Below are 18,190 nucleotides of genomic sequence, written 5' to 3' on the forward strand. Positions count from 1 at the left end.
GCTGGACTGGAACAATGCGACCAACACACAGAAAACCGGACACCAAGAAGTAGGGCATCGACGGGCACGGAAGGCCTCCGGCGTTGGCGCCAACTCTGCCGTGGGTTTTGGTTCCAGGTTGGTTCCGTCATCAGGATTGGATGCCGTGCAGCGTCAACGCGGTTTGGTCGGCCGGATGGTTCACCGCTATGCCCCCGGCGTGGGACACGCTCACCATGTCGTCGTCCAAGCCGACGTCCCGGCGACGCATCCAGAAGGCATAGCAATGCCCCTGGCCCGCACCGGCGCTGCCGTGCTTGGAGGGGAAACGGATGCCCAGTGGATAGGTCCCGTCTTCGAGCACTTGCTCACGCAGGTAGGCGGCAAGCAGGGTCGTGCTCCTGCGATCCCCGCCGGTGACCTCGGACAGGGTCAAGGACTCGGGTAGGACGCCGTCATCGTGCAGCTCGCGTCCGATGGAGTCGTTCAGCACGGTGAGGGTTGCGGCATGGGCGATGTCGATCCACCGGCCGGCCCCGAACTGAAGGGTGTAGAGCAACCGTCCCTCGCGCCAGTTTGCCGGGATCCGGCCCGGGACCATACTGGAGTTGGCCGACCATTCCTCCTCCACGATCCGTCGCATCTGGCCCACGGGCAGTCCCATGAACCTGGCTGTCTTGGCCAGGTACGTGCGGTGGCCGTGGGTCATGCGGGCCCAGGAGAGTGCCTCGATGATGGCGCTCTCGGGATCAGCTGAGGCATAGAGGGTCCGGCCCGGGGTGTCGAAGCGGTACCAGCCGGAACGGTCCTCGCCCAGGGACCCGCGCTCCTGTGGGTTTAGGGGACCGTAGGATTCCTTGGCCACCCTGTAGGCCGTGAGCGGTCCTTTGACCAGGGCCAAACCTGTTTTCTGGCAGATGCGGTTCAACCGGAGAACCCGTCCTCGACCATGGCCGTGGCGGCCGCGGCGACCTCCTTGAAGCGATCCTCGCGGATCGCGTCGAGGGGGGAGTCGTGGTCGAGCCAGGGGTTGGAGCCGATGAACCACATGCGGGCCACGTGCTCGCCTTCGGCCTCGGCCACGAGGCTCCACTGGGTGTAGGCGAACTGGAGGCGCTTGACCGCGGCCGGCTTCGGGGTCGGTCCGTCCTGCTGGGCCCAGCCGTAGCTGATCTTGCGGTCTTTGCTTCCGGCCAGGGCGGCCACGAGCGTGGCTCCCAGGGCGGCATTCAGCCGTCGGACGACCTCGCGGATCCCTAACCGGGCCGTGCGGGCATGTGCCGCGCCGGTGATCGTGGCAATGCTCATGGGTTCGACCTCTATTCCGTGTGTCCGGATGGCCTGCATTGTTGCGGCCATACTTCCACACTACCCTGCATAGACACTAAAATATCCGTATAGGAACTAAAAATCGACAAAAAACCGACTTTTCTGTGCGTGTCTGGATCCCGCCCGGAGGGAGGAACACCGCCGCAGTCCGAGACCTCTCCGTTGTGCAGTCCTGCACGGTTCAAGGTGAAGCGACAGGGATGGGTCATGGGCGCGAAGGCGCGACGTATGTGCCCTTATCGGCTTTCAACCGGAAGCACCCGGAAAACTGGTCCCTAACAAGGGGGCGGCAGGATTTTGGGGACAGGTCATTCTCGTCGAACCACTTTCATTGTGCCCACGCCTAGGGCCCGACAGCTCCGCATAACGGCACCTTTTCGTTAAACCGCGAGGGAAAGTTGTAGGCGCATTGGACACGTGCAACGGGCGCATCCACCTACAAATCGCTTTCCGGAAGGAAAAACGATTTGTTAAGGTTGGGGTTTGGCTCGAGAAGGTCGTAACCAATCCGGGCGCTACCACCAAGTCCATCGTGCAATGTGGCCGACGATTCTCGGAACTGTTCGACCCGCTCGCGCGATTCGTTTCCGCGTGCGCACTGATCAGAGGTTAGATAGAATTCAAGTGACCACAAGTGCTCCTCGCGCTTGCGGAACGCCTCAAAATCTATGGGCTTGTCGTGGGATAGCGACTCGACAGCGGCCAAGACACCCTCAACGTACGATTTCTTCACCCGGCGAGGTAGGTCAGGGATGATATTGAGCATCCCGTCCTCGCTGACGATGATGATGAGGCATTCCCCTTTGGCCTCCGCCAGGTAGCGGTGGGCTGAGTTGAAACGCGCCCCACGGCTAGCGTCGCCCAGTTCCCGTACCGCGCGGCCATCAAGAATCGCACCGACAGCGTGGCACTGACCTCCGGGGTCGACAATGATTGCACCGTCGATGGCCGAGACGGCAAGGAGAGTCGAGTCGGTTAGTGGGCCAGGAGTCACACGCATCGCCGGAGGTGACAGACGCATCGCCTCTGCCCCTGCATCGGTGTGAACTACCAGCATCGTTCCATGCGCCTGAAGAGATGCAGCAAGCGCCAGGTCCCAGAGGCGTTCGGCATCCCCGTCGGCACCAAAAAGTCGCCCCACTGCGTCGTCGAACGTGGCCCGAGCCAAGCGGTCCTGAGGGACCGAGGCATGCCCATCGGTAACAACCAAGAGTGCCACGTCATCGTGCATCAGTTCCCACGAGCCTCGACCAATGACGCGCAGGAAGAATGCCGACTCAAACTCGGAAGAGTAGCCGTCGGCGAGCCTGCCGAGCCCGAGAGCGATTTTGCCATTCGTCACAAGGTGAAGCTGGGGATCGGTCATCTCCAGTGCCTTGCGTAGCCCACGGGTTTGGTTGAGGCTGATCGGGTTCTCGAAGGTCAGTTCAAGCACGTAGTCGTTATCGGCGCCCATCAGCATGGTGCCGACGCCGGTGCGCCCCTCGTAGGGTTGCGCCGCAACCAAGTTCATCGCGGAGTTGAGGTCAACGCCCATGAAGTTGCCTTTGAATTGGACCAGCCTGCGAACGAACGCGGTGGATGCTCGGCGGATGACTTCGTCCCGGTCATTGTACCGCAGTCCCTCCGGCTGGTCCGAGATCGAGAGCGCGAAAGTGGCGCTTTGAAGAAGCTCCCAAACAACCGCCTCTTGGAGGGACAAATACATCTCGTCCCGGTGATCACGATCCCGAAGTGTGAGCGCCGGGAGGGCATCCCATTTGCTGCGCCGAACCCCGACCACCGGATAGACCCGGTAGCGCCCCACCCGCATTGAGCACCCAACAAACCAGCGCCGCGAGTCGTGATCGGCATGCGAGTTCATCGTCTCGGCGATCGCGTCGGCGCGACACTTGTCAAGCAGATCAGCATGGAATCGCTCGTGAAGTCCCCGATTGCTCATGAACATCCCACGGTTCTCGTGCGCTTCATACACTGCGTCGCCCTTGGACGCGCTGTCGGCAAAGATCCCCGGGGAGATCCCCAAACCCTCTGGTTCCACGCAGATCGGGGGACCACCCGGATCTTCCTCAAATCCGATAAGCAATGCCGTGGGAGCAACGCTCACGCCAATCGAGCTCAGTGCTTCGGCAGCGGCCGACTTAAGATCGAATTGGAAGTGGAGCTGGTGTCCCCACATGAACTGATCGATTGTTTCCACATTGTCCTACCGTTTGTGTGCGCTCGCTTGAGCGTAGGTGTGTCGGGGCGGGCCCTGGAATTAGACGGTACCGGCACCGACGCCACTCTAGATTAGCTGGCTATCCTCGCAGTCGAGATATTGCTGCGGGCCGGACGCCGTTCCCGGAATGCGGGCCAGTTCGTTTTTGGCTTTGTGCAGCCGGGGTCGGCAACCGGCAACCGTTGAGGTGTTTCGCCCTCAACGTCTCGACAAAGGCTCGGCGTACTCAGGCGGTCGTCGCACCAGGTGGGTGAAGGTAACGGCGGGACGGGGCGATAAGTGATGTCGGGCCCCGACATGCACCGTCCGGGACCAGCAAATGCCCGGCCGACCGGGACCTGAAAATCCGCCACCCCGGTCTATCTATCTGCCCCAAGTTTGCCGAGGACCCAGTCGCCGGAATTGCTGGCAGGTGACTCCCTGCATTCAAGAACGGAAGGATCGGACATACGTGCCTTTATCGGGGATCAACCGGAAGCCCCCCGGAAAACTGGTCTTTCACACGACGGCGGCATGATTTCAGGGACCGTTCAACGTTTGTAGAACTCCTTCCAAAACCGTGCCTCGAAAAACAACGGCTTTTCCAGGCATTGCTTCCTGGAAACTTCACGCAAGCTGGTTGGCTGCGTTTCCAGCAAGCAGAATGCCTTGAAAACCTCCCATCAATCCGACGGCACTGGAGCAACCCAATACTCCCTTCCCGCCCACACCATGACACCCCCAGGATTTCCACAACCAAGCATGTTGAATGTCCCCGACGCCAATACTCGCCTTGTGACCACGAAGCTTGCCGTTGGATTCGCATCCAGGGCACATCCGGTGCAGTCCACGGCCCCGCGATGTAACCCCAAGCCAATTCAGTGCGCCCGTGCTCCAACGAAGTGCAGCAGGATTCCCGATCACGCCGTCCGGCGATCCAGCAAAACCGATAGGTTCCCGCTTCCACTTCCTTAACCATCTCAGGCGGGTAGTGTCCGGTCGTCCTAGGATGCTCTTATGGGAAGAATCTCCAAGGCGAAGCTGCTTGAGGCATCCCTGCTCAACGCGGGCATTCCGCTCCGCGACACCTCGAAGCGGGGCTTCAGCAGGGCCACGTCGGCCGGGTTGGACGAAGCCCGCCAGCAGGCCTTCTCCCAGCTGTTCAGAGACCTTGGCGGGTTGGAGGAAGCCAATGGGGTTTTTACCGCCGGCGACTGGGACCTGGCGGATGACAAAGGCATGTATCTCGAATTCGATGAGGACGCGCATTTCCATCGCTACCGGGGCCTAACGCTGAAGCTTCCCTAGTCGGCGCAACTCCCCTGGACGGCGGATTACCAGAGGTATTGCGCTGATTTCGAGTCCAAGACGAGGGTGTTTGGAGGGTTCTGGACCGGCGGCGCCGCGGAAAGGCAATTCGGCCCCGCCGCAGCGAGACGCAATTTCACCGGCAATGGCGGACCCAGATGGAAGCAACGCGCACTCTACGACGCCGTGCGGGATGCAGTTGCCCTGCCTACCGAGGGGATCGGCCTGATCCGGGTGTCGATCTACGACAAGATCGACGGTGTGCCCCTGGGCAAGCTGCTGAAGCCCGGAGAACTCGTGGCCCCGCAGCAGCTGGAGAAACTCATCGCGCGCAGAACCATCCCGACCGGCACCGCGACCCAAGCCCTTCCCCGCACGGCCATGTCCCTGGTGTAGACCTTTGTGGCCGCCACACGGCACGGGCCCTATGCGAAAGGGTTCCCAGCTGCATGCGTGTATGTCCGATCGTCCGAGCGCTGACCTATTTGCCGTTCCCCGGGTGGGACGGTTCACAGTAGCCAGCGGGTACCCATGGAGACACGGAAATAGCCAAGTGGCAGGCTGGAACCTCACCGCCGGCGGTGCGCCATGCCCCCGTCGAACTCAGGACGCCAGCCGGTCGGTCCGCCGTTCGTGGGCCGGCGCTAACCCGGATGCTTGGGACGGCGGGTTGATTGAGGACCAGACATCGTCGAGAGAAAGCCCTAGCACGGTCGCAATCGCCGCGATCGTGGAGAACGCGGGAGTCGCCACACGGCCCGTTTCGATCTTCCGAAGCGTTTCCGGGGAGATGCTGGCTGCCACCGCCACCTCGAACATGGAGCGATCCGTCCTGGCCTGGCGCAGCAGTGCGCCCAAGTGTTGTCCGCGTTCGAGCTCAGCGGCAGTGAGTGGGAGTCTGACCATGCATCCAACTATAGTACCGGTATAGTATTACCGGTATAGTTATTGGAATCCATGAGGGGTGCACCGCGTGATCGAAATCTACAGTCCGACCGAACTGCAAAGGGCAAAGGCCAGCGGACGGTTTATCGCTACGGTGCTGCAGAGCTTGCAGGAGCGCGCCAAGGTCGGCACAAACCTCCTGGAGATCGACCGGTGGACAAGCGAGATGATTGCCGAAGCGGGTGCCCGGTCCTGCTATGTCGACTACGACCCCTCGTTCGGCGATGGACCCTTCGGCCACTTCATCTGCACATCGGTCAACGACGCCGTGCTGCATGGAATGCCTTACGACTACGCCCTCCAGGACGGCGATCTGCTCACCCTTGACCTGGCCGCGTCCATTCAGGGCATCGTGGCCGATGCCGCAGTCAGCTTCATCGTCGGAACATCGTCCGACCCGTCGGATTCCAGGATGATTGAGACGACCCGGCGGGCACTTGACGCAGGCATCGCGGCAGCGATCCCCGGGGCCCGCATCGGGGATATCTCCCACGCGGTCGGATCCGTGCTTGCTGCCGCCGGCTATCAAATTAACACCGATTTCGGAGGGCACGGCGTCGGATCGACAATGCACCAAGACCCGCACATCTCCAACACGGGCCGCCCCGGGCGGGGATACAAGCTCCGCCCCGGCTTGCTGCTGGCCATCGAACCATGGGTCATGCTGGATACCGCCGAGCTCATCACCGACCCCGACGGGTGGACCCTGCGAAGCGCCACCGGTGCCCGCACCGCGCACAGCGAGCACACCATCGCCATCACCGAGGACGGCCCCGTGATCCTCACGATCTGAGCCTTCGCGCACCGAAAGCCATGCGTACTGTCGTGGTTCTCATTTCCGTGTTGGTTCGGGGCGTGCCCGGTGGCATCCGGTCGGTTGGGCGTTGACCTCGGTGACATTTTCTCTAGTGGTTGTTGGCCATCCCCGGGCCGGCCAATAACCACTAGAGAAAATGACAGTTGAGCCGAATTTCCGCGGCGAACGTCAAACCTCGGGGATCCTCAATTCGTACCGCTCTCGAAATCGATCGTTATCGAGAAATGCCACCTCCGGTAAACCAGACATGTTTCATGAACCATGCAACGGTGACCAAAAAATCGCCATGTGCCGGTCTTCTTCACTAATGCAACAGCACGGTCAATCGGATGATTTCAATTGGATATGTGCAGTTATCGGCGATTCGGCAAAAGCATCTGGCTTTTCGGATGTGCGTTGCGCAAGCTTCACCCCCAGCGGATCCGATCACCGAAGGTACCTCTTCTAATGCAAAAGAACTTCGGTGATCGGTCCACCGGTCACACCGGGTTCGATCATCAGCGCGGGCACGTACATCGTTTCCCCGTCCGCGTTTGTGCCCCACTCGTAGACTTTTGTGCAGAAGGTGTTCAGGTGCCGTCCGATGAGTATGGCCATCCCATATGGTCCGTGAAACGCCAGATGTATCTCGGCGCGACCCTTGCGTGCAGCAAGTGCCCTAATCTCGTGAGCAACAGCCTCGCTCAAACGCGCGGACTCTCGTGGGTCGAGCCGCCCCGCACTTGCAAGCGAAACCACTGCAGCCGCAGCAAATCCTCCTGCAGACTCGTCGAGGAGCCGATCGAACGCCGTGCGATCAGAGTCCGGAGCCAGGCTCAAGAAGATCGCAACCCGGTTTGGGGCACCAAGTGTTGACTTCTTGCCTAGATCGACTGGTTCGATGCGAAGCTGGGTAATCATTGGATCGTCTCCGGCACCGCTGCTCCAGAGCTGGTCGCGCACATCGAGGACCTCAACAGTGCCGATCCTGGTCTCGGGCAGCGCGGCGCCCAAGGCGAATGCGACAGACAGATGAGCTCCCCCGGTAAGACGCACTGTCGTGGCACCAACGGCGTATACGGCGTCGCTGGTGAGGGGGAGAGTGTCCTGAAGTAGTTTGAGCCCGGCTTGGGATGGGAGACGTCCGTCGTCGGCGGATTTGATGCGGATATGCAGATCGTCGTCGCTGGCATCGATCGCAAAGGGAGCGGGCCGGGTCTGGATTCGAATTGTGAAAGGGCGACCTTCTTCGCGGACGGCAGGCTGGCGTTGTTCGATACGGTGCATGAGCAGGTCGCGGACGATGTCGAATTCGCCGGTTGGATCGAGCATGTTACTTTGTTTTTTGTCGGCGAGAGTCCGCGTGTGTGCAAGTCTTAGCAGCCGGTCCGGGGCGTCGTAGTCACACTTCGAGTCACTTCCCCCTCTGGCAACCTTGTTCGCGATGCTCAGGCTGAAGGCGGGATCGTCGTCTAGTTGTAGCAGTCGTGGCAACTCACGTTCTCGTACGATTTCGCTTTCGACGATCTGAGGCGTTACGACGAGCACTGCTGCCGAAAGCCCTTGGGTCAGGGCTTGTTCTAGGCGGTCAGTCGTCGTGCCGGCGCGCAGATCGGTGTGGTCCCTCCAGACAACGAGACCCGCTGCCCTTAGCAAGTGTTCAAGCGACTCGGCCTGTGGGGTTCCATCCGATTGCCGATAAGAAATGAACACGGGACCGTCGCTTCGAACAGCGCCGTGCGGCAAAGGACCCAGCGGTGCGAATCGGGATGGCGGGAGAGCGACCGTTGCTTTCCTGATGGTGGTGCGTCTGAATAATTGACGTCCAGCGATCAGCCCAAAGAACGGTTCATCTCCGCCGGGGGCGTGAACAAGCAAGGCTAGGGGCCCTTCGCTGGTCTTCGCGGTCTCGCGTATGGCGGCGACGTCGATTGGGCTGGGGCCATGGGGAGCAGGATGGCTGTGCCACTCACCGATGTAACCAACTGGATCATCGCGATCTCGTTCGGCCAAAAACGCGTCAAGGATCGAGTTCGCCCTCACATCGTCGCGAACGTACCTGACGCCGGACGCCCCTTGCCCGTCGACCATCAGGGCATGGGTGACAACGAGGTTGGTGCCTTCCCGATAGCCAAGAAGGATGCCACCTGTCTCTACGGGCAAATGCTTCGCGGTCTCGGTGGCGATGGCCTCGTAGGCATCCTGGCTTAGTTTGATCTTTGCTGGAGACCGGGTCATTGGTGGCTCTCTTCCGAGGCAATCTGGAGGGTTTGCACTTCCCCTGCAGGATGAAGGGGTTGGTGTACAAGAAGTCCGATTGCGTGGCGGACTGTTGCTGCTGCTGCCTCGGCCACTGCATGCGGTGGCGCTAGGGAGATGGGGCTTCCGCAGCCCGCCTCGAACAGCCCCTCTCCCATTTTGCCGTTGTCGATCGTGGACGGCGCTAACATGGTGGCCCCTTCGAGGGGCGGCAGGACGTCGATGCGGTAGGTGGTGCCACCGTTTTGAAGGGCCGCTGAGAGGACCTGCATTCCCAGCGACTCGGCGGCGACGTGAAGGAGCGCGCTGGTGGCAAAGTCCGCGGTGGCGTTCACGACGAGGTCGTGATGGTTGAGGAGGTCAACGGCTTCGTTACCCGAGACGAGTGCCTGGTCGATCGTGGTGATATTGCTGCCCGGAACCTCGTTGCGTCTGACGAGGTGCTGCTTTACCGCTTCGACCTTCGACATGCCGACCATCTCGGGGCCCACGAGGTGACGGACAAGGTTGCCGGGCATGATCACATCGTGATCGATGAGGGTCAGGTGCCGAATACCGCACCGTACGAGCATGTCGGAGATGAATGATCCGAGGGCGCCGGCGCCGATGACTGCAACACGGTACGCGTGGAGTTCGGCGGACTGGAGACCCGCGCGAGCCGACCTGGCCGCTTTGGTGTCTGCGCCGGAGCGCAGGCGCCTGACCTCGATCCCGCCATCCTTGCTGGGCCATACCTCCAGCGCGACCGCGCCGTCGTGGGCGTCTCGTTTGTAGATCAGCACCACTATGGCAACCCTGTATTGCCGGATCTTGCGTTCAAGGTCCACCTCCGGGTTGATTCGGGCGGAGATATCCTGCCAGGTCCGCGGTGGCACGTCGACTTCACCGAGGTCAGCGACATATCCGAAGCGGTCTTGACTGTGCTTTGACGGCTTTACGGGCCGGGTGCCCCTCCCGATCCGCATGGTGTTGTTGCCGGACGGGCGGAAACGAACAAAGTTGTTATGGTACTGAGTGAGGTCGTCGTAGAGGAAGAGACGTGCGTCTGCTGAGGGGCGGAAGTACCGCTCCAGGTCGAGGTCTGGGCGGTCATCGGGCCAACCGGCGATGGACTGCTCCAACCACGCCGCAAGGTGTTCGAGGAATGCAGGAGTTTCTGTCCACCAGAGTCCTTCGTGGTCATCTTGAGCGACCAGGCACAGCGCTCCGTCCAACTCCCGGTGCCAAGACCAAGGCACTGAGGCGGGATCCACGGGTACGACCCTTGGAGGTTTGAATGGGAAACCTGCGCCCAAGGTGATCAGAACGTCGGTCGAACGGTCGGAATGCGGGATTCGACCACTCCACCCGGAGTCCGATTCAACAAACCCGGCACGGATGAGGCCTTCCTCGAAATGCTGCCTAAGGTGGGCCGCATAGTCGTTGTACTTTGCCAGACTCACCCAAAGGTCCTGGTTCCCGCAGGCACGACACGTGCGCCGGCCGAGACCGCGGATGCACGCTTGGTTCCGTTCTCGTTGAAGCCCGGGGGCATCGGGAAGACGGTCTCGTTATCACCGTTCTTGCCCAGCAGCTTCTGGAACGCCAGAGCGGCCTTGCCCTCGTCTTCCTCTTCGAGTGCAGCGCTTGCAGCGACCGCGGCGTCGGCGAACCGAGTCCGAGCCGCGTCCAGTTCTTCATCGGTCGCGCGAATGCGGATGGTGTTTCCCGGCAGTGTGGCGTCGTTTACCCCGATGCTGTAGGTCACGAAGTCGCCGATGATCTTGCTGACCTCTTGGAGGGCGGAGACGAAGTATTCCGCGTGGTCGTTGCCCGAGACCGCCCCGGAAGCGAAGGCCTGGTAGGTCGCCATCTCGATAAAGAACCCGCCGGGCTTTTTTGTGCCGAGCAGGGCGCGCCGGGTCTGCCGGAGCAGTTTGACGGTCGGTACGTAGTAACCGTCATGGTCGGTGTTCATGGTGCTAGACAGAGAGGTGAGTTTCTCGGGATTGGTGCGCACCCACTGATTCTCATCGCCCTTCTGCGGGATCTCCCAGGTCCCACCGTCCCAGTGTGGGCGGGCGGGGACCGCATCGACGTAGAGGTCGTACTCTGGGAACTCGACCTGGAGACTGCGGTCTTGGCGCTTGGTTCGTCGGTGGCCTTCGGAATCTGTGCCGAATTCAGCGTGGAGGACCCTGAAGAATCGATCGAGTATCTCCTGGGAGGTCACCTCGTCCGGCACATCGGGGAGTCGGACGAATACGTCGACGTCCTTGATTCGCTTGATCGACACGTTGCGTTTGTACGAGCCGATCAGCACGGGGTTGGCCCCGTATTCCATGAGCTTTGAGTCGGCTTCGAGCGCATCGCGCACGAGCTGGTGGGCCTCCGGCGCGTTGATCTTGTCGTCACCGGGCTCGATCGAGCTCAATGCGTCCTTGAACTGCTGCCTGAGGTGAGCCATTGGGCCATCCGATCTTGGTTGTGACTTCGCGGTTGCTCTGAGCATAGTGGACCTCTCCGACGGTTTGGGCGGGTTCGTGTTCGCAGCCTCTACTTCGCAATATCTATGAGGCGAATCCCGCTTCATTCCAACGTCAATAGCTGGCTACGCATGAACCCACGGATAGTTGCCGAGGGCGGGATGTTACAGAATTCCCAGATTTTCCAATATGCCTTGACGTACCTTGACAAGCTTGTGGTGGAAGTGAAAAAGTGAGAGGACGAGAAAGAGGTAACCACCATGAGTGATGTCATCGATCGCCTGCAGGGCGATACGTCGACCGCCGAGAACTGGCGCGAGCGGGTGCTGGATGGCGTGGGGCGCCGGCTTGACCAGATGCTTGCCTCGAAGGAGGTCACCGATTTCTCCGGCGAGGCCGAGCGCGCAACCGTCAACGCGATGGCCGATGCCGTTCTGGCGGCCAACCGGATCAACGACCGCCTCGGTGCCTTTTACACGACGGACCGTGTGCGCAAGGTCCTGGGCGGAATCTCGCGCCAGGCCGTGAGCGAACGGGTCAAGAACGACCGCCTCTTGCGGGTCACCACCGCAGATGGTGTCGTCCTCTTCCCGGCGTTCCAATTCGCCCACGGTGCGGTGGTCCCGGGGCTCCAGAAACTGCTGAAGGTCCTGCTAGGCGCCGGCGTGGATGGCTGGACCGTCGCCTACTGGCTGACCGCCCGCCTCGCCCAGCTGGGTGAGACGACGGCGCTGGATGTCCTGACCTCGGGGGACACCGACCGGATCGCCGAGCTGGAGAAGCTTGCGGCCGATGACGCCGCCGGCTGGCACGCCGCTGCATGAGCCGGGCTTCCAGCACGCTGCGGTCCCCGGACCAAGCCAAGGACTACGCGGGATTTCCCGCCTACCACCACCGTGCGCGCGTGTGCCGCTACCGCGCACACGGTCTGCACAGCCCGTGGTACTTTTCCAGCAGTGTGGGCCGCTTCAACCTGGAGGCACCCAAGGGCACGCTGAATTCTGCCTCCACGGAGGAAGTCGCCGTGCGCGAGTTCCTCGGTGTGGCCTTCGTGGGCGATCCTGCCATTCCGGCATCGATGATTGCCGACCGTTGGATCTCCCACCTGGAGATCCCGGGAATCAAGGCCGCGGATTTCACGGCCGGTGCGGCGTCGGCGTTCGGGATCGTTCCCGGTGACATCACTGCCCCCATGGACGATGACTACGTGATGACCCGCGCCTGGGCCGCGGCCATGGAAGCGGCCGGCTTCGAGGGGATCCAGTCTCGTTCCCGCTTCGGTGCGGGGACGAACCCCACCTGCCTCTACGTCTTTGGCCCTGCCGGGGAGCACGAGATCGGCAGTACCAACGCAAGGGTCACGATGCGTTCGGTGATCGAGACGATGCCGGGCTACACGATCGACAGCATCCCCACCTCCGACGTTCTCGTCGTGGACCCCTAACGCCGTCCACGACGAATTACTGGTCCAGGGTTCACCTTCACGTTGGTGCGATGTTTGACAGGAGTGCCACGATCGGTGTTTTGGCCATGCTTGCCGCCTTCACGGACCTTCTCCGCTGGTCCCGGGGCATGCTGGCGGAGGGTCACTGTCCCGTGAACGGGAAGTTCGTCGCTCGGCAAAGCGACGCTAGGTGAGACGGGGCGACATGTGGCTTCTGCCGGTGAGCTAAACGGTCTAGGCTGGGCTTTTCAAATCGGTTTAGTTTCGTTGGGGGAACGTCTCATGAACAACGTCTCAGGTCATCTGTCTGCGCAAAAAAATCCACGCCCGCCGAAGTTCTGGCTGATTGCCGCCGCGGCGGCGGCCCTGCTGATCCTTCTGCTGGTGGCGGCCCCGCTTCTGGTGTTCTTCCTGAGCATCGTGGCCCTGGTCGTGGCCCTGCTTGCCGTGGCCATCGGGCGCCTGCGTTGGGCACGCATTCCCAACCGCCGGTTCGCCGGCGGCGTCGCCGGCGGGTCCCTCGTCCTGTTTGTCGCTTCGGCCGCGGTCTTCGGCCAAGGCCTGCCCGCGGACACCGCCGAGCCCCCGCCGGTCGCGGGAATCGCGGCCCCCGCCGCTGCACAGGAACCAGACCTGGCCGGTTTCGTGGGGCAGACCTGTGAGGCCGACCACCTGGTGATGACCCAGGGCAGTGACAGCAACTATTGCGATAAGGACACCTCCGGGGCCCTTATCTGGGTGGACCAGGCGAACCACGATCGGGCCATCGCGCAGGCACAGGAACAGGCCGAAAAGAAGGCCGCCCAGGACAAGGCCGCCACGGAAGCCAAGGCCAAGGCTAAGAAGGCCGAAGAGCAGGCCGCGGCGAAGAAGGTGGCCGAGGAAAAGTCCGCTGCGGAAGCCAAGGCCAAGGCGAAAAAGGCAGCCGAACGCAAGGCCGCCGCGGCCAAAGCAGAGCGGGCGGCAGCGGCAGCCGAGGCAAAGAAGGAAGCCCAGCGGCAGGCCGAGAAGAAGACCGCGGTCAAGAGCACCCCCCGGCCTTCGGCCTATTACGCGAACTGCACTGCGGTCCGCGCGGCCGGCGCCGCGCCGATCTACTCGGATGATCCCGGGTACAGCCGCAAGCTGGACCGCGACGGGGACGGCGTCGCCTGCGAATGACCGCCCCTCTGCGGGGAGCGAGGTGGCTGGCCCTCGGAACGGTTCTGGCCTGGTTGCTGTCGGGCTGCGGTGCCCAAGGCGCCGCGGCCCCGGCGGCCGAGCCGCTGGCCATCCATTCGGAGGGAGCCACCCACGCACCGATCACCACCTGGACCGAAGAACCGACACCCGCGGCCACCACCACACCGGCTGCCCGACCCTCACCCACACCCCGGCGCGCACCGGCGCCCGCGACGTCCGCGCCGCCGAGGGCCGCACCCGAAAACGGGAGTGCCCTGGCGCAACTGGCGACCATCCCGGTCAAGGGCCGGGGCCCGCGGACCGGCTACGACCGGGACCTCTTCGGGGCCGGGTGGAAGGACCCGGACCGCAACGGATGCGACGCACGCAACGACATCCTCGGACGGGACCTGCTGGAGACGACCGCGAAACCCGGGACGCACGGCTGCGTTATCACTTCCGGAACCCTCAGGGATCCGTTCACCGGAAAGACGATCGACTTTGTCCGCGGGCAGGGGACCAGCACCCGGGTCCAGATCGACCACGTGGTCGCGCTCTCGGATGCCTGGCAGAAGGGCGCCCAACAACGAAGCGCCGAGGAACGCCTGGCCTTCGCCAACGACCCGCTCAACCTCCTGGCCGTCGACGGGCCAACCAACGCCTCGAAGGGCGACGGCGACGCTGCGACGTGGCTGCCGCCCAACAAGGGGTTCAGGTGCGACTACGTCGCCCGGCAAACCGCAGTCAAGGCCAAGCACGAGCTCTGGATGACCCGGGCCGAACACGACGCGATCCACCGCACCCTCACCACCCAGTGCCCCGACCACAAGGCCGTCCCCACTGACGACCATTGAGTCTGGTCGCACCTTGTAGACGCGGGACAAGCCCACTCAGTCCAACACGACGCAGCCCCAAGGATGCCACGACGCGGAGGGCCCCGCCGCAGGTTGGGAGTGGGAGTGGGCATATGGAGTAAGGAACGGCTGCGTCAGGATCGCAATCACCGGCGTTCAACCGAAAACGTTCGGGCGATACCTGTATCCCGCAAAAGAACGGCATGATTTCAGGGATAGGTCAAAAGACCCGAGCGGCTCATTTGATCTACCGGGGGCCTTGGCGTTGCCGTTAAAGGCAGGATTGGACGGCCGCAAGCCTTTTCAGGATTGGAACCCTTGCCATTCCAGGTAATCTCAAATAATCAGCTTCACTCAAGGGGGAAAACATGAAGTACAAAGACGCGGCGGGGCTTTTCGTGGGTGGTATCTGCTCAATACTTGCCGGATCGCTAATCGTTTTCATCGCAATAACTTTCGGCACTCGGATGGCTTTTAACAACGGCTCGATTGGCTTGGACCTCCCGTTCCTGGTCGTGGCGGCCATTGGGGGTCTATTTAGCATCGTCGGCGTAATCTTGCTCATTGGGGCGACATACCGGGCTCTGGTCAAGATCGACGCATTGCAGGTGACGGTCCCATCTTCGAGCAGGGAGGCGTGGCCTGCCGATCGTCGGTAACCGTTCTGGGCTGGTCTTTAAACAACAAGTTCCCCAGGGGCTCGACCCGAGCTGCTGGGGAACTTTGTTTGAACTGTCGACTCGCGAGTACTTGCAAAAGTTCACCAAAACCTGTGCATATGCTCCCGAAGAACGGACCGAGGGCTAAAACTGCCAAGAATTCTGGAAGGTCGAAGTTACGGTTTGAGTGCTGCATCTGAGCCATCGAATCTGAGGCCGCTGATATCCAGTCAGCAACGGATGGCGACCCAATAGGCGATTCATCCCGTCTTTCTTCTTTCCCAGTTAGAGTGTCCGCTCACGGCTGTTGGAACTTGCCGCGTTGAGCGTGTAGCACTTTGACCAGCATTCCATTCCCGGCAACTGCTTTCGAGCCAACATCCTTCGAGCCCTAGCCGTTTCAAGAGCTCATCGAATCCTTTGGGGGTGCCCGAATCTTGAATGGAAGTTCTAGTCATTCCCATCCCGAACAACGAAAGCCCCCTCCGGTAGCTCGGGTGAGCGGCGGGATTTCGCGTGTTGCAGTCGAGGGGCAGGCGTGGAAGGAGGCAGATTCCTAATCTGGTATCCATCCGCCATGTGGCTCTGCAGAACTCATATCCTATTGGGAGCGTCTTGGAAACAAAAGAGTCGTCTAGTTGGGGTATACCCCAGCCTGACGTCAGGCGACTAATTCGGAAGATGTCAGGTTAGGGTCGAATTTCTTATTTGTAGACATGGTGGCCAGAAACTCTTAGACTCTAACCTGACAAATAGCGGTTGGTATTCGAAAAATGTGGGGTGGGTTCGTGGTTGGGCAGCGGCTTGGGTACGTGCGGGTCAGCGCGCTGGACCAAAACGAGCAGCGCCAGCTCGAAGGCCAAACCCTGGACCAGGTGTTCACCGATCGAGCCTCGGGCAAGGACACCCAGCGGCCGAAGCTCGAGGAGCTGATTCGGTTCGCCCGCGCGGGGGACACCGTGATGGTGCATTCCATGGACCGTCTGGCCCGGAACCTGGACGACCTGCGATCGGTGGTGCAGACCCTGACCGGCAAGGGTGCCCGGGTGGAGTTCGTGAAGGAAGGCTTGGTCTTCACGGGGGAGGATTCCCCGATGGCGAACCTGATGCTCTCGGTCATGGGGGCGTTCGCCGAATTCGAACGATCCCTCATCAAGGAACGCCAGCGCGAAGGCATCGCCCTGGCGAAAACCCGCGGGGTCTACAAGGGACGCACCCGAGCCCTGGACCCCGAAAAGGTCAGCGAGCTGGTGGCCCGGGCGGCCGCAGGGATCCCCAAGGCCCAACTCGCCCGGGACTACGGGCTGAGCAGGGAAACGGTGTATCAATATCTTCGACGTTCGGTCGAATCGATCCGTATCGAAAGCGACGATACTCATTGAAAGTGCTCACCAAACGGGGTGCCTCAGCCGTTCCCTCTTGACGTTCTTCGTCGGCGGCGACAGCCTGACGTCAGGCCTTCGTTCCTGCTCAGGCCCACCGGCTCGGTGGCGACCGGATCCATCAGACATAGGGATAACCGCGCGTCATCTCGACTCATCCGGTGCTTTGGACAAAGATCGAGGAATGCACGCCACCGAGAACCATGATCCAACTGCCAAGGCACCTGCGACAGGGAGCCTGCTGAAGCGCGTGCCGGGGAGGGCACGCGCGCAAAAGAAGGTGCGGGAGGAGTTCGAGAAAGACGTCGAGGAAATGCGCCAACGATACGAGCGGGCGCTCTGGCCACTACTCATCCCGAATGCCGGAGACATCTTCCGCTGGCGAGTCCAACTGGAGTGCGGTTGCACGCACGAGCTCCTCACCCGGGAAGAGGACGAGTACCCCGACGGTAGGAGCTATCGCGATCCCATGACAGGGCGCAGGCTTCCCGTCGGTGAATACTGGTGCCCGACCGACCACGGCTCTACCCAGAAGCCGTACCGCGACATCGTCGAGTGGGGCGATCGGAAGATCCTGGAGTTCCCTGCGGACTCTGAGGAATCGGAGTACGACTGGATGGACGCCGAGACCTGGGCCAAAATCCGGAAGCCTGAACCGCACTCATCGATGTTCTGGCAGGTCAAGCTCGCCTGCGGGCACTACGGGCAAGTCTGCACTGACATGGATTGGAAGCCCGAGGACGGGCCCAAAAAGGTGTCCGAAGAGCGCATCACACAGATGCGCCGAGACTTCGAGGAGCTCTGGGCCGCGGAAGAGGGGAACGGCCGGCACCACGAGGACCCCGAGCGAGAGCACATCCGGAAGATGCTTGACCTCCGCTGGCCGCGTCCCGAAACCGAGTTGGACTGTTACACGTGCACGAACGTGCGGCGGATTACCGGATACCAGCGGATCGGCTGGCTGGTACCCAAAGCGAAGCCGGCAACGGCACAGGTGTTGAATACCGACCGGGAAAAGGTTGCGGTCCAGCTTGCCGCCGCGGAAACCGAGGTCAGGAGACTTCGGAAGCAGCTCGAAGCGACGGAAGAAGCTTAGACTGCCAGCTCCTGTGCGAGCGACCCTGTTTCAACGTATTCATGCGTTTGAACCGCCTTGCATCTGGGTGGCGAACTCCTCCCACACGCACGACTCGCCAGCGAGTACTAAGGCCTTCATTCGGACGGCTTCGTCGTTCGACAGGATGACCCAAATCGGTCCAAATAACTGCAGTGACGATTCGTGTGCCCGTCCAGCGAATTGTGACCTGCCTGGGTGAGATGGCATCCACGTCAGTGCTTCGCCGTAGTTAATATTTGGAACGGTGACCGAGTCCACGGAACCTAACCTGCGGCTCTGCGTCAACGAACGG

At 61.7% G+C, this 18,190-nt stretch carries 17 protein-coding genes; 10 read left to right on the forward strand and 7 right to left on the reverse strand.

The window, feature by feature from the left end; all coding sequences use genetic code 11:
- Positions 1–130: 130 nt before the first annotated feature.
- The 3 genes from ACFY5D_RS21515 to ACFY5D_RS21525 all read right to left on the reverse strand — a co-directional run bounded on the left by ACFY5D_RS21515 (position 131) and on the right by ACFY5D_RS21525 (position 3,508).
- Positions 131–880, reverse strand: a complete 750-nt coding sequence (locus tag ACFY5D_RS21515; RefSeq protein WP_387534542.1) for a hypothetical protein — start codon at positions 878–880, stop codon at positions 131–133.
- Between the two features lie 23 nt (positions 881–903).
- Positions 904–1,287, reverse strand: coding sequence for a hypothetical protein (locus ACFY5D_RS21520; RefSeq protein ID WP_387534543.1), 384 nt, complete (start codon positions 1,285–1,287; stop codon positions 904–906).
- 457 nt (positions 1,288–1,744) lie between these two features.
- Positions 1,745–3,508, reverse strand: coding sequence for a hypothetical protein (locus ACFY5D_RS21525; RefSeq protein WP_387534545.1), 1,764 nt, complete (start codon positions 3,506–3,508; stop codon positions 1,745–1,747).
- A 1,017-nt stretch (positions 3,509–4,525) separates the two neighbouring features.
- On the opposite strand from ACFY5D_RS21525, the gene ACFY5D_RS21530 reads away from it, so the two are divergent.
- Together ACFY5D_RS21530 and ACFY5D_RS21535 are read left to right on the forward strand one after the other, a co-directional pair.
- Positions 4,526–4,816: a hypothetical protein gene (locus ACFY5D_RS21530; RefSeq protein ID WP_387534547.1), complete on the forward strand. Its 291-nt coding sequence runs from the start codon at positions 4,526–4,528 to the stop codon at positions 4,814–4,816.
- A gap of 186 nt (positions 4,817–5,002) precedes the next feature.
- Positions 5,003–5,212 (forward strand): hypothetical protein, encoded by a 210-nt coding sequence (locus ACFY5D_RS21535; protein WP_387534549.1) that lies wholly within the window; start codon positions 5,003–5,005, stop codon positions 5,210–5,212.
- A 207-nt stretch (positions 5,213–5,419) separates the two neighbouring features.
- Here ACFY5D_RS21535 and ACFY5D_RS21540 read toward each other — a convergent pair whose 3' ends face one another.
- A complete protein-coding gene (locus tag ACFY5D_RS21540; RefSeq protein WP_387534551.1) occupies positions 5,420–5,722 on the reverse strand; it encodes a helix-turn-helix domain-containing protein in 303 nt (100 codons plus the stop codon).
- A gap of 67 nt (positions 5,723–5,789) precedes the next feature.
- On the opposite strand from ACFY5D_RS21540, the gene map reads away from it, so the two are divergent.
- Positions 5,790–6,554, forward strand: coding sequence for a type I methionyl aminopeptidase (map, locus tag ACFY5D_RS21545; RefSeq protein WP_387534553.1), 765 nt, complete (start codon positions 5,790–5,792; stop codon positions 6,552–6,554).
- Between the two features lie 468 nt (positions 6,555–7,022).
- On the opposite strand, the gene ACFY5D_RS21550 is transcribed toward map, so the two are convergent.
- Genes ACFY5D_RS21550 through ACFY5D_RS21560 form a run of 3 tightly spaced genes read right to left on the reverse strand, consistent with a single transcriptional unit; the run spans position 7,023 to position 11,262 of the window.
- Positions 7,023–8,795: an SAVED domain-containing protein gene (locus ACFY5D_RS21550; RefSeq protein WP_387534555.1), complete on the reverse strand. Its 1,773-nt coding sequence runs from the start codon at positions 8,793–8,795 to the stop codon at positions 7,023–7,025.
- On the reverse strand, positions 8,792–10,258 hold the full coding sequence (locus ACFY5D_RS21555) for a ThiF family adenylyltransferase (RefSeq protein WP_387534557.1): 1,467 nt from the start codon (positions 10,256–10,258) through the stop codon (positions 8,792–8,794). Before ACFY5D_RS21555 ends, ACFY5D_RS21550 begins: the two co-directional genes overlap by 4 nt.
- A complete protein-coding gene (locus tag ACFY5D_RS21560; protein WP_387534559.1) occupies positions 10,255–11,262 on the reverse strand; it encodes a nucleotidyltransferase in 1,008 nt (335 codons plus the stop codon). The genes ACFY5D_RS21555 and ACFY5D_RS21560 overlap by 4 nt, the downstream gene beginning before the upstream one ends.
- A gap of 279 nt (positions 11,263–11,541) precedes the next feature.
- On the opposite strand from ACFY5D_RS21560, the gene ACFY5D_RS21565 reads away from it, so the two are divergent.
- The 7 genes from ACFY5D_RS21565 (at position 11,542) to ACFY5D_RS21595 (ending at position 17,877) form a co-directional block, all read left to right on the forward strand.
- Entirely contained in the window at positions 11,542–12,105 is a 564-nt protein-coding gene (locus tag ACFY5D_RS21565) for a hypothetical protein (RefSeq protein WP_387534561.1), read from the forward strand.
- Positions 12,102–12,725, forward strand: coding sequence for an RES domain-containing protein (locus ACFY5D_RS21570; RefSeq protein WP_387534563.1), 624 nt, complete (start codon positions 12,102–12,104; stop codon positions 12,723–12,725). Before ACFY5D_RS21565 ends, ACFY5D_RS21570 begins: the two co-directional genes overlap by 4 nt.
- Positions 12,726–13,007: 282 nt before the next feature.
- Positions 13,008–13,886, forward strand: a complete 879-nt coding sequence (locus tag ACFY5D_RS21575) for an excalibur calcium-binding domain-containing protein (RefSeq protein ID WP_387534565.1) — start codon at positions 13,008–13,010, stop codon at positions 13,884–13,886.
- Positions 13,883–14,740 (forward strand): HNH endonuclease family protein, encoded by an 858-nt coding sequence (locus ACFY5D_RS21580; RefSeq protein WP_387534567.1) that lies wholly within the window; start codon positions 13,883–13,885, stop codon positions 14,738–14,740. Before ACFY5D_RS21575 ends, ACFY5D_RS21580 begins: the two co-directional genes overlap by 4 nt.
- A 368-nt stretch (positions 14,741–15,108) precedes the next feature.
- The gene (locus ACFY5D_RS21585; protein ID WP_387534569.1) at positions 15,109–15,399 is read left to right on the forward strand and encodes a hypothetical protein; all 291 of its coding nucleotides are present in this window, start codon (positions 15,109–15,111) and stop codon (positions 15,397–15,399) included.
- 773 nt (positions 15,400–16,172) lie between these two features.
- A complete protein-coding gene (locus ACFY5D_RS21590; RefSeq protein ID WP_387534571.1) occupies positions 16,173–16,781 on the forward strand; it encodes a recombinase family protein in 609 nt (202 codons plus the stop codon).
- A 184-nt stretch (positions 16,782–16,965) separates the two neighbouring features.
- On the forward strand, positions 16,966–17,877 hold the full coding sequence (locus ACFY5D_RS21595; protein WP_387534574.1) for a hypothetical protein: 912 nt from the start codon (positions 16,966–16,968) through the stop codon (positions 17,875–17,877).
- Positions 17,878–18,190: the final 313 nt, after the last annotated feature.

The organism is Paeniglutamicibacter sp. NPDC012692 (assembly GCF_042901625.1).
GTDB lineage: Bacteria > Actinomycetota > Actinomycetes > Actinomycetales > Micrococcaceae > Paeniglutamicibacter.

Coding starts and splice junctions, on each gene's coding strand:
- ACFY5D_RS21595 (WP_387534574.1), top strand. CDS start 16,966: ATGCACGCCACCGAGAACCATGATCCAACTGCCAAGGCACCTGCGACA.
- ACFY5D_RS21590 (WP_387534571.1), top strand. CDS start 16,173: ATGTGGGGTGGGTTCGTGGTTGGGCAGCGGCTTGGGTACGTGCGGGTC.
- ACFY5D_RS21580 (WP_387534567.1), top strand. CDS start 13,883: ATGACCGCCCCTCTGCGGGGAGCGAGGTGGCTGGCCCTCGGAACGGTT.
- ACFY5D_RS21530 (WP_387534547.1), top strand. CDS start 4,526: ATGGGAAGAATCTCCAAGGCGAAGCTGCTTGAGGCATCCCTGCTCAAC.
- ACFY5D_RS21585 (WP_387534569.1), top strand. CDS start 15,109: ATGAAGTACAAAGACGCGGCGGGGCTTTTCGTGGGTGGTATCTGCTCA.
- ACFY5D_RS21570 (WP_387534563.1), top strand. CDS start 12,102: ATGAGCCGGGCTTCCAGCACGCTGCGGTCCCCGGACCAAGCCAAGGAC.
- ACFY5D_RS21560 (WP_387534559.1), bottom strand. CDS start 11,262: ATGGCTCACCTCAGGCAGCAGTTCAAGGACGCATTGAGCTCGATCGAG.
- ACFY5D_RS21540 (WP_387534551.1), bottom strand. CDS start 5,722: ATGGTCAGACTCCCACTCACTGCCGCTGAGCTCGAACGCGGACAACAC.
- ACFY5D_RS21575 (WP_387534565.1), top strand. CDS start 13,008: ATGAACAACGTCTCAGGTCATCTGTCTGCGCAAAAAAATCCACGCCCG.
- ACFY5D_RS21565 (WP_387534561.1), top strand. CDS start 11,542: ATGAGTGATGTCATCGATCGCCTGCAGGGCGATACGTCGACCGCCGAG.
- ACFY5D_RS21550 (WP_387534555.1), bottom strand. CDS start 8,795: ATGACCCGGTCTCCAGCAAAGATCAAACTAAGCCAGGATGCCTACGAG.
- ACFY5D_RS21520 (WP_387534543.1), bottom strand. CDS start 1,287: ATGAGCATTGCCACGATCACCGGCGCGGCACATGCCCGCACGGCCCGG.